Below are 15072 nucleotides of genomic sequence, written 5' to 3'. Positions count from 1 at the left end.
TAATGCGCGCTCACGCGCGGACTTTGGCCGGGGGTCTTCTCGCCCTGATATTGGGGGGATGCGCGTCGCTCCTGCCGCACGCCCCGAGCCCCCGCGCGATGCAGGAGGAGCACCAGGCCCACGCCCAGCGCGCACACCCCTGGGCGCCGCTCACACGCAGCCGCCAGCCCTACCTCATCGGCACGGGTTTCGCCCTGCGGGCCCATCGGCCGGCGTGGCTGCGGCAGACCGTAACGGTCCGCACCGCGCGCCCGGTGCTGATCTATCAGGCCGCGGAGCTCATCGCCCGCGCCGCCGGCGTACCGGTCTCGGTGCGCGCGCTGTCGCTGCCGGTCACGGGGGGCTCCTCGATGGCGCTCACCACGATGCCCGGGATCCGGATCCCCGGCACGGTCACCGCACGGCTCTCCTATCACGGGCCCCTGACGGGTCTTTTGGATCGTGTCGCCAATCAGTACGGCGTCTATTGGCGGGTCCGTCACGGCGCCATCCGCTTGTTCCGATTCGAGAGCCGCACCTATCGCTTGAGCGTGTCCGGCCAGTCCGAAACCGTCTCCAATACCATCACGGCCACGGGCGGCGTCGGATCCCTGAATGGCGGTGGCGGCGGTTTGACCGGTAGTACCGGCGCCTCGGGGTCGTCCCTGGGTTCGGGCTCCTTGTCGATCAAACAATCGGGCACCATCGACCCCTATAAGGATGTCCTGGCGGGATTGAAGTCGGTGATCGATGCCAGCAGCGGCGGCGGTCTGGTGGTCACCGGCCCCTCGCTCGGCGTGGTGACGGTCCTGGCGCCCCCACCGGTCCAGGCCCTGGTACGCGCCTATGTCCACCAGCAAGACCGCGAGGCCGAACAGAACATCGCCGTGACGGTGCGCGTGTATCAAGTCACCGTGACCCGCACGAACACCCTGGGCGGATCCTTGAACGCCGCCTTCCAGACCTTGCACAAAAACCTCGCGGCGACCGTCGCCGGGGTCACGATCCCGTCGGCTGCCGGCACCGGGCTCTCAAGCCTCTCCCTGATCGTGCCCAACAACGCGACGGGCACCGCCGAACACACCGCCGGGTCGAACGCCATCGTGCAGGCCCTGGCCTCGGTCGGCCAGGTCCGATTGGTCACCTCGGGCTCAGCCATCACCGGTAATGGACAGCCCGCCCCCATCCAGGTCGCCAATCAGGTGGGCTATCTGGCCTCGGAAGGCTCGACCCTTTCCGCCAATGTGGGATCCACCTCGACCTTGACGCCGGGCACGGTCACGGTCGGTTTCACCAGCAACTTCCTGCCCCGCCTGCTCGGCCGCCAGCGCATCCTACTGCAGTACGCCCTGCAGCTCTCGTCGCTCGTCTCGCTCGATACCGTCTCCTCGGGAGGCAACAGCATTCAGGTGCCGACCATCAGCGAACAGTCGGCATCCCAATCGGTCGTCCTGAAAAACGGCGAGACCCTGGTGCTGGCCGGGTTCGGGCAGACCCAGAAAAAACGCAACAACGGGGTGGGACTCTTGAGTGGCTATGCGACTCACGACAGCACCCGGGATTGGATGGTCATCATCATTCACGTCAACGAGGTGCGCGCATGAGCCATCGAACTGGAATAGGGCATCGGGCCATCCTCCTTCTGCTCCTGGCGGGCCCACCGGTCTGGGCGACCCCGCGCGCCGCGGCCCCGGCGCCGAGGGACGACACCTTGAGCGCGCTGATGCGGCTGCGCGCCGAGACCGTGATCTTGAAACAGGAGCTCAAGATCGCCCAATTGCGCGCGCAGATCCACAAGGTCCGCGCGCCGGTGCCCCTTATGGGCAGGGGTGCGGCCCCCACCGGTGGCGCAACCCTCCTGCTCCCCAAAATCCGGTCTGTTACCGGCAGTCGGGGCCACATGGAGGCCACCCTCGAAAACCCGGACGGTTCCGTGCAGACGGTCCGGGACGGCAGTCGCCTGGCCGACGGCGGCCACGTGACGCGCATCACTTCCCGGACCGTCTGGGTGGCCTTGGGGCGCGCCCCCGCCCAGGCCCTGGCCTGGATCCCGGAATCCGCCTCGAGGAGCGGGGGACCGATGGAACGCAGGAATGGCCTGTCGCCGACTGCCAATTTGCGATCCCTGTTGCTGGGCACCCCCGGTGTGTTGAGTACACCCGCCCCCGCGCCCCTCCCAGCCATGCCCGCGCCCCCGCCGGCGCCGGCATCACCCCGTCCGGCAACCCCGATCGCGCCCAAGGCCGGGTTCTGATGCGCACACCGATCAAGGTGAACGTGGGCCGTGCCCATTACTGGGCCAATCTGGATTGGGAAACGATACCGGCCAACGAAGACCACAAGGCCCGGTTCCGGGAATTGCAGGACGCCGTAGGGCGGCGGGGCCTGCGCTGCATCCGGCCGTGCCCTGGTTATGACATGCTCTCGCTGGGCTACGCCGGCCCCCCGGAGGGTGGGGGCCGGGCGCCGGCCTATCCGGCGTTGGCCGGCGCCGTGGCGGATGCCCGAAAACAACCCTGGATCGGCATGTTTTGTCTGGATGCCCAGGCCGATCGCTGGTGGATGGTGGCGATCACCGAGGGCCAGTCCATCATTCCCGGCGGGGACATCGTAGGAACCCGTACCGAGGTCGAGGCCGCGCGCAAAGGGATCAGCGGGCTCAAGGACTGGGCCTTTTACGATGGCGACCTCACCGATCTGCAGGGCTACCTCACCGACGCCCGCGCAGCCTCGGGCAAGCCGGCCATGGCGCATGTCTTCGTCTGGCGACCCGGCATCTGGCATCTGGTCGGCGTCGCCGCGGTCATCGCGGCCATCATCGGTTGGACCGCCTGGCAGCGACACGAGGCCACGGTCGCGCAGCGCGCGGCGCTGGCGGCCACGCGGCTGCGTCTTGAGGCCCTGCGTGAGCGGCTCACCCTCGCTCAGGCGCGCGCCGCCGCCCGCCGCCCATGGCACGACGAGACCCGCCCGGCCGCCTTCACGACGGCCTGTCTCGGATTTATTGCCCGGATCCCGATCGATCTCTGGGGCTGGTCCCCGCAATCGGTCCGGTGCGGGTCCACCGGCACCGTGATCCTGACGTGGCACCGCGGTATTGGAGCCACCACCGCCCGCGCACCCCGCGGGGCCCTGCAGGCCGGTGGGGACACGATTCGGCGCGTGTGGCCCGCGGCCTTCCCCATGGCACATCCCCACCGGGCCGCGCGCCCCCTTCCACCCGCTGTTCGTCTCAAGCGCGACTTGTACGCCTGGGCGCAGGCGTGGCCCGTCGCCCTCATATTCACGGCCGCCGCCCAGGCCCCGGTCTTGCCGGGCGTCGGGACCGCCCCTGCCCATCCGCACGCGCGTGCGTCTCTTTACGCCGCGCGCTCGGTCCAGGTCACGACCACCCATCCGGACGCCCTGTTGCGCCTCGATCGCCTGCCCAGCGTGCGCATCACCCACCTATCGGTCTCCGACCCCTTAAGCGCCTCTCCCGTGTGGACGGCGCGCGTGCGCTACTGGGTCACGACCCACACCGCGCCATGAGCGGCCCGAACTTGTCCCTGGTGGTGGAAAACGACACGCGCCCGGCCTTGGCGGTCCCGCCCTTGCCCGATGCCCTGCGCTCCGTCATGGCGGTGGTGCCCTTGGGCACCATTGCCCAGGTCTCGGTCCTGGCCTCGCGTCGCTCGGATAGCATGGTCTTGTCCGAGATCGAGCGGTTGCGCCGGGCCGGTTTCAGCATCGAGGTCTTACCGGTTTCCGCCGAGGATCTGGCCGATGCCACCGAGCGCAGCGCCCATACCCAAGGGGCCGCGGACCTCGATGCGCGCATCGTCTCCGTGGCCCGGTCCCTCTTTGCGGAGGCCGCGGCTCTCCTGGTATCGGACATCCACGTCCACGTCCGCGCGCGCCATACCGACATCTTCATGCGGGTGAATGGCGCCTTGCGACCGATCAACCAGATGACCCGGGAGGATGGTCACACCCTTCTGCGCGCCCTCTACCAGGGTCTGTCGATATCGGCGGATTCCAGCTACCTGGAGCACGAATCGCAGGCCGCGCAAATTACCGCTTCGAGCGGCATCCTGCCCGACAACGTGTTGGGCGTGCGCGTGCAACGGGGCCCCATGCTGGGCGGCGAGTTCATGATCCTCCGCCTGCTGTATCGCGGTACCGCGCATCAGGTCAGAACGGGCCGCCCAGCCTCTTTGCGAAGCCTGCAGGACGGTATCGCGCTCTTCCGGCGCTTTGGGTACACGCAAGGGCAGGCACAGGTATTGGCCAAGGTCTCGCGCCAGCCTTTTGGTCTCTCCATTTTCTCCGGGCCCACGGGATCGGCGAAAAGCTCGGCGCTCAAGACCGCGCTCGAGTTCCAGCATGGCTTATATCCGACCAAGTCGATCTATACCATTGAAGACCCGGCCGAGTATCCGATCGCCGGCGCCGTACAGATCTCGCTCTCGAACGTCAATAACGAAGAGGAGCGCCGCACGCTCTTTGGGAAGACCCTGCGCGTCGTCATGCGCGCCGATCCCGACATCATCATGGTGGGTGAAATCCGGGATGAGACCACCGCCGGGCTGGCCTTCGACGCGGTCCTCACGGGCCATCAGATGTGGAGCACGGTGCATACGCAGGACGCCTTCCTGATCGCCACCCGCTTGATCCGCCTCGGGCTCGATCCCCGCGATTTTCTGAACCCGACGATCTTGCGGGTCCTGGTCGGACAGCGCCTCGTGCCGACCCTATGCACCCGCTGTGCGCTCCCCTTTCTGCCATACCAGGCGCACGTGGACGCCGATCTCGTCGAGACCATGCGCGGATGGGACGTGCCGCTCGATCGGGTGCGGATGGCCCATCCGCAGGGCTGCCCGCATTGTCATCACACGGGCATCGAAGGCCGCGCCATCATCGCGGAAGTGGTCGAGGTGACATCCGAGCTCACCGCACGCCTGCGCGAAGACGTCGGGGCCGCGTGCGCCGCCTGGCGCGCCCAGGACGGCCATTTGTCCTTTTCCGAGCATGCGGTCATGCATCTCCTGGCGGGCCGCTGCGACCCCGCCCACCTGGTCGCCGAGAGCGGCCATTTCCCCACCGCCCTTTCCCCGGCCTTGCGGGCGCAATTTACTTCGCCGCAAACACTGAATAGGATATAATGTCATGTATATCCTTTGTTTCATGACGTAATCATGGACCGACGCGCGACCGCAAGCCCCGGGCCTCTGGCCCACGCGATCTTCCGCCTGATGGGCGGGATGCGCCTTCGCCATCGCATTTATCGACGCGTCATCGTCCAGATGGCGGCCGGTCGCCCCATCAAAGACGTCTTTGCGGACCTGGCCGCCCGCTCTGAACGGCGCTATGGCCCGCGCGACCCCGCGACACAGGCGCTCGCCCACATGGCGCGCGGACTTCGCGAAGGCCGCGCCATCTCGCAAGTCTTCGCGGACTGGTTTCCCAAAGAGGATGCGGCCCTGCTCGCGATCGGCGAGACGACGGGCCGGGTGCCGGAGATCCTCCAGCTCATCATCGAGACGGGCCAGTCTCGCAAAGACCTCTCGAGCGTTGCCCTCAAAGGCCTGATATCGCCTCTGACCAACATCGCCGCCTCCTTTGCCGTCCTCTGGTATCTCTCCGACAAGGTCATGCCGGTCTTTGCGCCCCTCATTAAGGGGCACCCGGTGACCGGGTTGGGCGCGGTGGTCGTCGGACTGGCACACATCATGCGCACCTGGGCCTTCCTGATCGGCTTTCCGGTCGGTCTGGTGGCCCTGGGCGTGGCCTTCGTCTACTCCCAATCGCGGTGGACGGGGCGGCTCCGGCGCATCTTCGATCGGTTTCCGCCCTGGTCGTTCACCCGCCGGATCCAGGGCGCGCTCTGGCTTTCCAATTTCGCGGCACTCTCCCAGGCCGGCATGCAGGAAAAGGATGCCATGGAGCAGATGCTGCGCAATGCCAATCCGTACGTTCGCGAGCGGTTGCGGGCCATCCGCAACGGACTCCTGGCCGGACGATCGGTCGGCGAGACGCTCGCGCGCTCCGGCTTTGCCTTTCCGGACACCGACACCGTCGATGATCTCACCATCATCGCCAATTATCCGGACTATGCGGCCCGCATGAACACGCTGTCCGTGGAAACCTTGAAAGAGACCGAATCGGCCATTCGGCTATCCGCGAAGTCTCTGGGCATCGTCATGGAGGCGCTTTCCAGCCTCTTGATGGTGATCATGATGCTGGGGATCTTCAGCATCTTGCAAACCCTGATGACCAGCGTGGCGGGGGCATGAAACCGGAGTCCGGCCGGGTCCCGGATAGGGCGTATTGCGATAACCAAAGAGAGGGGTACCTATGGGTAATCAAATGATCGGGTGGATCCTGGCCGGGGTACTGGGCCTCGTCGCCATCCTGTTTACCGTCAACATGTACGAATCGGCGCAGGGCTCCAGCAACCAGACCATGGGGAGCATGGAGGTGTCCATGGTCATCGGGAACACCAAGTCGCTCTATGCGGGCCAGTCCAATTTCGTCGGCCTGAATACGGCGGCTGCCATTCAGGGCGGGGTCTTCCCCGCCGACATGGCGCCGGCTGGCGCCACGACCGCCACCAATGTCTGGGGCGGGGCCGTGCACGATGACGCGACGGCGACGGGTTTCTCGGTGACCATGGATGGCGTGCCGAGCGCCGACTGCACCCATGTGGCGACATCCTACGACGGCACGGATCTGCTGTCGGTCGCCATCAATGGCGCGGTCCTGACGCCACCGATCACGCCGTCCGAAGCCGGGGCGGATTGCACGGTATCGGGGAGCGGGGCCACGGGTGGCAATTCGCTGGTCTTCAGCGTCAGTTAATCATCGATGCCTTTGCTGTTATTGGCGCTCGGACTCATGGGCCTCATTCTGGCGGGCGGCGTACTGACGCACGCCGGCACGAGGCCTGCCGACTTGCCGCCTTCAGCCCAACGCCGGATCCGCGTCGAGGCCCGCCAATTCGCCAATTTCAGCCGGTCCGCTCAGGATCAGTACGAGGGGGGTGTCACGCCCCCCTCTCCCTGTTACACGGCGCCCACGCTCGGGTTGGCGCCGGGGTTTACCCTCCCCGCTTCCTGGGGGTGCCTGCAGCAAAACACGTCCTCCCAAAATCTCTTTTGGACGTACGGGGCCCTCCCCGCACCGACCCTGGCCGCCTTGCTCTCCATGCCGCAAGGCGCGATGTTCGGCGTCGACCAGAACGGAACGGCGACCATCAGCATTCCCGGCGCCGGCCCAACACGCATCGCCGTACCCGCCAGCATCCCGTCGGGCGATACCGTAGCCGTCCTCGGATTCTCCGCCCCGCCGTTCAACTGGAATACCTTGAACGGCCAGTCGGCGTATGGCTCCTTCATTTTTAGTGGGTCCTATTACACTTCCGGGTGCTTTTTTTGCTTTTCCACCACCACGGGATATATGGAGGCGCAGTTTTCCGCCTCCGTGAGCGCCGGAACCCCATTCGTTGCCGCCCAAATCGTACAGGTGCAAACCTTTTGCGCCAAGGGCTCTTCGTGCTCCACATCCAGCAATCCTGTAGCCAGCGGCTCCGGCACGTTTGCAGTCGGCCCCCTGTCCGCGGCCGACTCGAGCGGCGCCTTCATGCTCACGGCCGACGCCTCGCCACAAGGACTCACCGGGTCTGGGACCCAATCGGACGCCGCCCCCCAAAACGACTTCGTACCCTGGAGTTAATGGATGCCCTCGTATCTCTTGTCGGCCCTGTTCGCGATCATCCTGGTGGCATCCGTTGTGCCGATCGCGGATCAAGCCGTGCGCCAGGGCGAACGCGCCGTCCGCATCCATGCGGTCGCCTCCCAAGGCCACCAGATCATCGAAGCCACCGACGCCTACGTCAAAGCGAACTACGGCGCCTTGCTCACATCGACCGCCGGCGGCCCGCAGACCATTCCGCTGTCGGCCCTGGTCACTACGGGGTATCTGCCCCCTTCGACGAGCGTGATCGATGCCTATGGCCAGACCTGGGAGATCTCGTTTTATCAGCCGGCCAGCGAGGATCTGGAGGTATTGATTCACACCACGGGCGGAAACCCCATCCCCGCCGTGGACCTCCCAGAGGCGGCCGCGGAGATGGGCGCGCGCGGAGGCCTCCAGCCGAATGCCACCGGCCCCTACGCCAGCGACCGGGGCGACGCCATCGGCGCCTATGGGGGCTGGAAGGTCCCGGTCAGCCAGTTCGGCGTCACCGCCAACCCCGGGTCCCCGGCCGATTTGCTCTACTACAACAGCGGCACGCTCTCGAGTACGTACCTGTATCGGGTCGCTGTGCCGGGCGAACCGCAGGTCAACACCATGCAGACCAACCTGAATGCGGGGGCCAATAACATCACCAACACGGGAACATTACAGTTCACCACGAATGCCGCCGGCGGGACGATTGCCCAGGGTGCCCCCTGTTCTCCCACAGGAGAGATCGGCACTAACAGCAATGGCAGCGGACAATTGATGGTGTGTCAGGGTGGCACGTGGGGGCCAGTCGCTCAAGCAACATCTTCTCTGGTGTGGGACGCGCAATACGGTGGGCCATCCGGGATCACGTGGGCCAATATATGCGCCGAAGCCGGCTCGTCCCTCGGCGGGTTCGGTGGGAACTACAGCGGGAACAATGTCCACATCTACCCTGTCGCCGGACCAAATGCGCAAGGACAATATTATTGGGAGATTAACGGCTACTTTGATGGGTATGCCCCCTATGTCGAATGCTGGGATCTGCAATAAAAGGGTAGATAATACGAAACGACTGGCGCGATCGGGACGGCCTGTAATGACAGGGGGCGACGGTTGGTGTGGCGAGCGGATTCTGTATCCATGATGACCGCCGCGCCGCCGTTACCGTGGTCCACCCTCTGGCTCTACAGCGATCCGGCCCTTTGCCGCTACCGGCCACGGGATGCCCAGGATTTGCGGCTGTTGTCCGTGCCCGACGCGCATCACGAGTCCCTGCGATCCTTGCATGCCACGCTGGCCACCCGACCGGATAGCGCCCGCATCCACTTCAATGGCCATCCGTGCCGGGCCCAACGCGTCACGACGGTCGAGGGGGTGCATTACATCCTGCGTGCGCTGCCGTTGGCCCACTCGCTCCGTGATCTGGGGGTGCCGGACGCGGTCGCCGCGGTGCTGCTGGAACCGTGCCTCGAGGGCTTGGTGTTGATTGCCGGCAAACAGGGGGCGGGAAAGACCACGCTGGCCGGCGCTTTGGTCCAGGCCCGCATCCAGCGTTACGGCGGGGCCGCGCAGGTTATCGAGGACCCACCGGAGATGGCCATCAACGGCGTGATGGAATATGGCCTCATCCAGCAGATCGACATCCACTCCGCCACTGCGGTGCCGTCCGCGGAGCGCCTGGCGTGGCACACGCGCAATGCGGTCCGCTCGTCGACCGACATGCTCTTCATGGGTGAGGTGCGTGGCCCCCTCGAGGCCGCGGCGGTGGTCTTGCAGGCGGGGATCGGCGGCCCGATCATCACGACGATCCACGCCGAGTCCGTGGAAACCGCCATTGAACGCCTCATGGCCCTGGCCGCTCATGAAATGGGTCCCGAAGGAGCCGCCTCCCAGATCGCCGCGCACCTGGCAGCCGTGGTGCATCTCACGCTGTCCTCCCGGCCGGTCGAGACCTCACGCCGCCACAGTGCGCCACCGGCACCCCTCCTGGTGCTCTCCACGCAGCTCCTGCGCATACGCCCCGAGGACGCGGGATTGCGTTCCGCCATCGAGCGCCACGAGGTCGCTCAGATCCAGCAGGCGGTCTATACACAGAATGTGAGGCGGATGCTGTAGTGAATAACCTGGTCCACTGTTCCGAGGCAACCGTTGGACAATTCGCGGGTTGAATTCATCCGCTGAAGCAAGTATTGTGTATTTAGTTTCATAATATGGCGTTCCTAATGTCTCGCCGATCATCCGCTGATTGTCCCAATTGCAAGGCATCATTTACTGTTGACGAGTTCTCCCTTGGCCACAAGGAAGTGGATGGCCTTGAGTGCGATTGTTGCGGTGTATGGATATTGGAAAAGGAAAAACGTAGCGTCTCTTACACTATCATTGGAGTTATCAAGCACGGAGACCCCTGCCGACACTGTAAACCGTAAATCAACCAGGATGGGGCATTGATGTTTACATGTGCCGTCTCTAATCGGAAACTATTACGCGAGTCTTTATTAGATCCTGAATCACTTGTTCTCGAAAACTGGATCTTTGAGGTGACGGGGCCCAAAGATGAATAACGACGGCTGACCTTTTCCGTGCAGAAGAGATCGCAGCATCAACAATTTGAGCAGCCTGCTGTGGAATTTCAAGTGCCAAGGAAAGTTGCCTGCCTTCCATCTGGGATGTTCTTTTCTTCATTTTCCGTGAGCTCCTTAATAACCCATTTCTCATGGGTCGAATAATCATCTAAGGACACTTTCACGACAGGTGACGCCTTCGTCTTATTGAACTGCTTTAGGTTCCCATCATTATCCTTGCGTGTCAATCCCACGTTGAATAGTTTGAGGATATTTCTTGGAGCTATCCCCGAAAACTGCAGAAAGACGACCTTACTGCCTGCGTCCTTCTCGCTCTCAGAAACAGCGTCGGCGTGCAACTCGGTAGCAAGGCTTTTCGGATACGGCTCAATAAATAATACTTTACGTATCCCACTGGCAACAATATGTCGCGCGCACGAATGGCAAGGAAAGGTGGTTGAATAAAGAGTGCCACCTAATAGCCCCCCTTTATTCGTGCGAGCTACGGACGTGATGGCATCCATCTCTGCGTGGACGGCACGCGAATACTCGATCAATTGCTTCACATCAGTTGTTTTTAGTACCTGCACCACCCTTTCTGGCCCGATCCCATCAGCCAGTAAACCAGCATTTTTGAGTTTTTCGAAAATCTGGTTGTAGAGTTTATTTTTCCGCTTATCATTGTGGCAAAGCCTATCGCTCCACACATAACATCGCTTATCCAAATTGCCCGCATCCTCAGTGTATAGGCCCCCTCCAAATTGTGGAACGTCGTTCCGGCCCAATCCGATCAACTCATTCTTTTCGCTTACGATCGCAGCACCAATTTGTCTCGATAAGCATGCCGATTTCGCTGCTTCAGCGTAAGCCGCATACATTGATGATTCATCCAATGTCGGCGTATGAACCGGGCTTCCAAAAATGATTTCAAGAAACCGGGAAAGAGACTCTTTCAGATGGCGGTGATCATCACCATCGTTTCTTATGAACAAATCGGCCTTATGGAATACATCACGTACTTTTTGTCCATGATCTTCATCTTCCGTGTAGTCTCTTTCAATGATCTTGCTAAGATCCCCACGATCTAGATTTTGCTGAGTAATCAATCTATACTCTCGCACGTGTCGTGGCGCAAACACACCAATAAGCCAAAATATCTCACCGTATGTATCGCGAAGCAGCCTGAGTTCGTCTGGATGTTTTATTGAATCAATAAAGTGAACTCGCCGAACCTTTTTCGGAACGTTAATATCGTTTGCAGTCTTACCAAAGCCTTCTTTACAACGCAACTCAGCTATCTTCTCAACTGCCTTTGCGGCTAGATACGAATTTCCGAAAATATTCCGAAGCCTATCGCCAATAGTCTGTAATTTGTCTATCCGTTCAGCAGATTTAAGGCTTTCATATATACTGTCTCCAATACGAGTAGCTCCTTGCGCGATGTATTCGCTGAGTTTGTAGTAATGAACCGTATACAAATACTCAGTCTTGAATATTTCTTGCAGCACAGAATAGGTAGTGGAGCACCCTGACCCAACAGGCCCTACCAAGCCTATTACTAATTCTTCCGTCCATCTTCCATCTAAACCGAAACTTCTGGCAGATGGCTCAGTCAATTCCTGACTTTCTACATCACCAATAACCTTCAAGGGCTTCGCCTCTGTGGCGCTCATATCGTTGTCTTCCCCCAAAACATATCCCTCTACCTCACATACTACGGACAATGACGCCCAACCGTAGCCAGTTTAACCCTTTGGAGCCCGAGCCCTGCACGCCGCGGCTACAGTAGGTGGATATCATGCCCATCCTTGGCATCCTCGCCTTCGACCCATAGCGTACGACAGGCTTGGGCATCTCCACAACAGACACGGGCAAACACAGACACGGGCAAACATGTGGGGCCGGGATGAGGTACGCAGTCCGAGCACACTTTAAACGCCATTGGTGTCGCAAGAGAGCACCGGTCCATTTAGACAATATCGTAGGGAGTATGCGACCGATTCGCTCTTGCCGGACTAGGATATGGCTGCTGCAATTGCATCGTGAGTACAATCAGTACGACCGCCCCCGACATCGTAATTCAACGCACGATCACACAACTGCGAAGGCGGCGGGACGAGATCGGGACTGAAGCGGGTAAAGGCTGATCTCACGATAGCAAGGGCATCCCAACCTTCGGCGGCCTTTTCCGCAATATGCGCCTCGATGGCACGTGAGAAAGCTGCGTCACGCAGGAGCTCGGGGACTTTCTGATGGACCCGCACCCCTTCCGGCGTGAGCGTCCCCTCGGGCGTTGCCCACCCCCTCTCGCAGAACGCCATGGCCCGTTGTGCCCAGGTCGATGGACGCCCCAAACCCTCGCGGGCCTGCCAATCCACGAGTCGGGCGTCGATACCCATGGCCGCCGCGGGCGGGGCCGGCATGTCTTCCGGCAGGACTATGCCCTGCGAGACCCAGCCGGCTGCCATAACGGACGCCAGGACCGCGTCGGGTGCCGAGAGCATGTCGGGGTGGGTATCGAGTAATACCGGCCCCGTAGCCCAGAGGGCCTCGTGGGGTGCCGACAACGGCAAAGATGGCGGAAGGGGTTGGGTCGAGCGCGCGGGGGCGCGGTCGACCAGGATCGCCTGCGTTTCCGGCCAGTAACCCGGGGCCGCGGTGCGCGGATAGGACAGGCGCCCGCTTAAATAAAGGGATTCGGCGAGCGCGTAGCGCTGACCCGTGTCGGCTCCGCGCCCCATCACCAAAAGATCGCGGAGCGTCCATGGGCGATCAAGGGCCAAGCGCGGTGGGCTTGCCGACAGACTGGATCGCGCCAACGCATCCAGCAAAGGGCCTGCCACGCGACCGCCCCCCGGCACCCGCTGGGCCTGCTCGATCAGGATGCGGTCGATGGTGGCGCGCGCAAGGCCCGCCGCACCCAGAGGCGGGCCTTTCAGAGGGTTGATTTCGGTGGCCTGCCCGAGGGCATGGTGGACGGCCTCCTTCTCCATGGTCTGCCAATGGACACGAAACAAGGCGGCACGCGGGCAAGCGGTACGGGCCATGGCCACGAGATCGGCCGCAATGACGTCCCCTTCGTCATCCGGATCCGTGCCGATCAGCAACGCCTCCCACGGGTGGCTCAATACCGCCCAAAGGGCCTTCATGGTGGCGAGGTGGCGCGGGATCCGCCGTGCCATGCCCTCGTGATCGAACACGGGGGCCTCACCCAACGGGACATCACGCCAAATATGACCGCCCGTTGCGAACACGGGGAGTCCGACAATCTCCCGGAGACGATCGCGCAACCCCGACGACTCGATCAGGATGAGCGCACGATGGTCCGTATCCGGGAGAGGAACCATCCGCTAGACGCTCATGACGGCCGGTTTGGTATCCGCGTGGGCCTCTTCGTGGACCTTGGCCGCTGGCGCCTCGCCGATCTGCGCCTTTTCGCGCTCAGCGCAGAGAACCGCGAGCGTGGGCGCTTGCCGGCTGCCGGGCTCAAACTTTGGAAGGTCCGGGGACCAGATGGCAAAGCGGAGCTGGCCGGTCGCCTTGTCCGTATACTGCTCGATCGACAACATGACGTGCGCCACCGTGTCGCGACGAAACGGTTCCGGGAAGAGCCACCGGTAGCCGTTGAGGCGCGCCTTCTTGGCCTTATCCTGGGAAAACATGCCCTCCGTAATGGACTGCACCGAGTTTTTCCCGAAATACAGCGTATTGACGGGGATGACACGCAAACCGTCCCCAGCGGGCAACTCCGGTTGCGCACCCTCTTTCGCCCACAGATAACGAGCGCTGTCCGGCATGAGTGCACCCGCGGCATCGGTGGGCACGAGCAGTGCGGCCTGCCCCTTGCCAAAGAGGGCTGCCACGGCCTGCAGGGCCTGCTCGGGCGTCAAAATACGCGCGGCGGCCTTATGGTTGATGGCATACATCTGGGTGCTCATGGAGATCGGACTATCTGCCACCTTGCGAGCCCCATCCAGTCGCTCGGCCAACCAGGCCAGATCAAACGTCCGGCGTTCCCCCGAACGGGTCTTCAGGGCGTGGGTCGTGGCCGTTACCGGCCAGATGATGGTGTCCGGTTCGTTGGGGCTATCCTTGTCCGGATTCGCAAACCGAAGTACGGGTTGCGTCACCCAGCCCGTTTGCAGGGACCGCCGGTCGTGCGCGGTGGCCGCATCGAGCGACTTCATGGGGGAAAAGGCCGTGCGCACCCATTTGCCGGACAGGATTTTCTTGCCGTCCCGGGATTCCACGAAGACGTTCTCGATCATGACCTCGGGGGCCCGGGTACACGGCAAGGCCAATGGCTTCGCCATCCCTTTGTTGAGGTTCGCCAGGGCTTGATTCCAGCCTTGTCCCGCTTTGGCACCGGGCGCGTCCCGAAACGCGACGACCACCTCTTCGCCCGCTTGGGCCACCGCATTGCTGAACATGGCCGTACCCCGGATAACCTGTTCTTTCTCATCGATCGCCAAAACCTTAAGCCCCAGCCCATAGTCCGCCATAAAACCCTCCTTTCGCCGTGATCGGGTATATCGCTGATATTCTATCCCTTGTTCGTCACACGCGCCACGGACACCGGAGGACCAAATCCATCCGCCTCTGGAAGGCGTGGGCGGCCACCCCGTCTGGACCTGCAGCGCAACGCCCTGGGATCCGCGCCGGATGTCGCGGCGTCCAGCAATTCGGCCAGCGAGAGAAGCGGAACCAGGCGGCGTCGGCCCATCTTCACCGTCGGGAATGGGGCTTCGTTCCGGGCAGCCAAGTGGTAAATTGACTTCGGGCTGAAGCCTGTCACTCGTGCCGCCTCCTCAATGCTTATAAAATA

At 62.6% G+C, this 15072-nt stretch carries 12 protein-coding genes; 9 read left to right on the top strand and 3 right to left on the bottom strand.

The features are described 5' to 3' along the window. Positions 1–2 precede the first annotated feature (2 nt). The 9 genes from C4900_RS07480 (at position 3) to C4900_RS07440 (ending at position 9801) form a co-directional block, all read left to right on the top strand. Positions 3–1583, top strand: coding sequence for a hypothetical protein (locus C4900_RS07480; RefSeq protein ID WP_170132468.1), 1581 nt, complete (start codon positions 3–5; stop codon positions 1581–1583). After that, entirely contained in the window at positions 1580–2233 is a 654-nt protein-coding gene (gene pilP, locus C4900_RS07475; protein WP_114282865.1) for a type IV pilus biogenesis protein PilP, read from the top strand. Before C4900_RS07480 ends, pilP begins: the two co-directional genes overlap by 4 nt. After that, positions 2233–3510 (top strand): type 4b pilus protein PilO2, encoded by a 1278-nt coding sequence (gene pilO2 / locus C4900_RS07470; RefSeq protein ID WP_114282864.1) that lies wholly within the window; start codon positions 2233–2235, stop codon positions 3508–3510. The genes pilP and pilO2 overlap by 1 nt, the downstream gene beginning before the upstream one ends. Further along, positions 3507–5123: a GspE/PulE family protein gene (locus tag C4900_RS07465; protein ID WP_147267156.1), complete on the top strand. Its 1617-nt coding sequence runs from the start codon at positions 3507–3509 to the stop codon at positions 5121–5123. Before pilO2 ends, C4900_RS07465 begins: the two co-directional genes overlap by 4 nt. Before the next feature lie 33 nt (positions 5124–5156). Then, the gene (locus tag C4900_RS07460) at positions 5157–6254 is read left to right on the top strand and encodes a type II secretion system F family protein (protein WP_114282862.1); all 1098 of its coding nucleotides are present in this window, start codon (positions 5157–5159) and stop codon (positions 6252–6254) included. Between the two features lie 61 nt (positions 6255–6315). Continuing rightward, positions 6316–6819 (top strand): type 4 pilus major pilin, encoded by a 504-nt coding sequence (locus tag C4900_RS07455; protein ID WP_114282861.1) that lies wholly within the window; start codon positions 6316–6318, stop codon positions 6817–6819. 6 nt (positions 6820–6825) lie between these two features. Next, complete coding sequence (locus tag C4900_RS07450; protein WP_114282860.1) at positions 6826–7692, top strand: type IV pilus biogenesis protein PilM; 867 nt, start codon at positions 6826–6828, stop codon at positions 7690–7692. 3 nt (positions 7693–7695) lie between these two features. Beyond that, positions 7696–8736, top strand: a complete 1041-nt coding sequence (pilV, locus tag C4900_RS07445; RefSeq protein WP_114282859.1) for a shufflon system plasmid conjugative transfer pilus tip adhesin PilV — start codon at positions 7696–7698, stop codon at positions 8734–8736. Positions 8737–8826: 90 nt separating this feature from the next. After that, positions 8827–9801, top strand: coding sequence for an ATPase, T2SS/T4P/T4SS family (locus tag C4900_RS07440; protein WP_114282858.1), 975 nt, complete (start codon positions 8827–8829; stop codon positions 9799–9801). A 514-nt stretch (positions 9802–10315) separates the two neighbouring features. On the opposite strand, the gene C4900_RS07435 is transcribed toward C4900_RS07440, so the two are convergent. The 3 genes from C4900_RS07435 to C4900_RS07425 all read right to left on the bottom strand — a co-directional run bounded on the left by C4900_RS07435 (position 10316) and on the right by C4900_RS07425 (position 14749). Then, complete coding sequence (locus C4900_RS07435; protein ID WP_114282857.1) at positions 10316–11920, bottom strand: anti-phage dCTP deaminase; 1605 nt, start codon at positions 11918–11920, stop codon at positions 10316–10318. 342 nt (positions 11921–12262) lie between these two features. After that, positions 12263–13594, bottom strand: coding sequence for a toprim domain-containing protein (locus C4900_RS07430; RefSeq protein ID WP_114282856.1), 1332 nt, complete (start codon positions 13592–13594; stop codon positions 12263–12265). A 3-nt stretch (positions 13595–13597) separates the two neighbouring features. Continuing rightward, positions 13598–14749 (bottom strand): hypothetical protein, encoded by a 1152-nt coding sequence (locus tag C4900_RS07425; protein ID WP_114282855.1) that lies wholly within the window; start codon positions 14747–14749, stop codon positions 13598–13600. Positions 14750–15072 lie beyond the last annotated feature (323 nt).

The sequence above is a fragment of the Acidiferrobacter thiooxydans genome, from assembly GCF_003333315.1.
Taxonomy (GTDB): Bacteria; Pseudomonadota; Gammaproteobacteria; order Acidiferrobacterales; family Acidiferrobacteraceae; genus Acidiferrobacter; species Acidiferrobacter thiooxydans.
This window is presented reverse-complemented; position numbering and strand designations above follow the sequence as displayed.

Coding starts and splice junctions, on each gene's coding strand:
- C4900_RS07480 (WP_170132468.1), top strand. CDS start 3: ATGCGCGCTCACGCGCGGACTTTGGCCGGGGGTCTTCTCGCCCTGATA.
- pilP (WP_114282865.1), top strand. CDS start 1,580: ATGAGCCATCGAACTGGAATAGGGCATCGGGCCATCCTCCTTCTGCTC.
- pilO2 (WP_114282864.1), top strand. CDS start 2,233: ATGCGCACACCGATCAAGGTGAACGTGGGCCGTGCCCATTACTGGGCC.
- C4900_RS07465 (WP_147267156.1), top strand. CDS start 3,507: ATGAGCGGCCCGAACTTGTCCCTGGTGGTGGAAAACGACACGCGCCCG.
- C4900_RS07460 (WP_114282862.1), top strand. CDS start 5,157: ATGGACCGACGCGCGACCGCAAGCCCCGGGCCTCTGGCCCACGCGATC.
- C4900_RS07455 (WP_114282861.1), top strand. CDS start 6,316: ATGGGTAATCAAATGATCGGGTGGATCCTGGCCGGGGTACTGGGCCTC.
- C4900_RS07450 (WP_114282860.1), top strand. CDS start 6,826: ATGCCTTTGCTGTTATTGGCGCTCGGACTCATGGGCCTCATTCTGGCG.
- pilV (WP_114282859.1), top strand. CDS start 7,696: ATGCCCTCGTATCTCTTGTCGGCCCTGTTCGCGATCATCCTGGTGGCA.
- C4900_RS07440 (WP_114282858.1), top strand. CDS start 8,827: ATGATGACCGCCGCGCCGCCGTTACCGTGGTCCACCCTCTGGCTCTAC.
- C4900_RS07435 (WP_114282857.1), bottom strand. CDS start 11,920: ATGAGCGCCACAGAGGCGAAGCCCTTGAAGGTTATTGGTGATGTAGAA.
- C4900_RS07430 (WP_114282856.1), bottom strand. CDS start 13,594: ATGGTTCCTCTCCCGGATACGGACCATCGTGCGCTCATCCTGATCGAG.
- C4900_RS07425 (WP_114282855.1), bottom strand. CDS start 14,749: ATGGCGGACTATGGGCTGGGGCTTAAGGTTTTGGCGATCGATGAGAAA.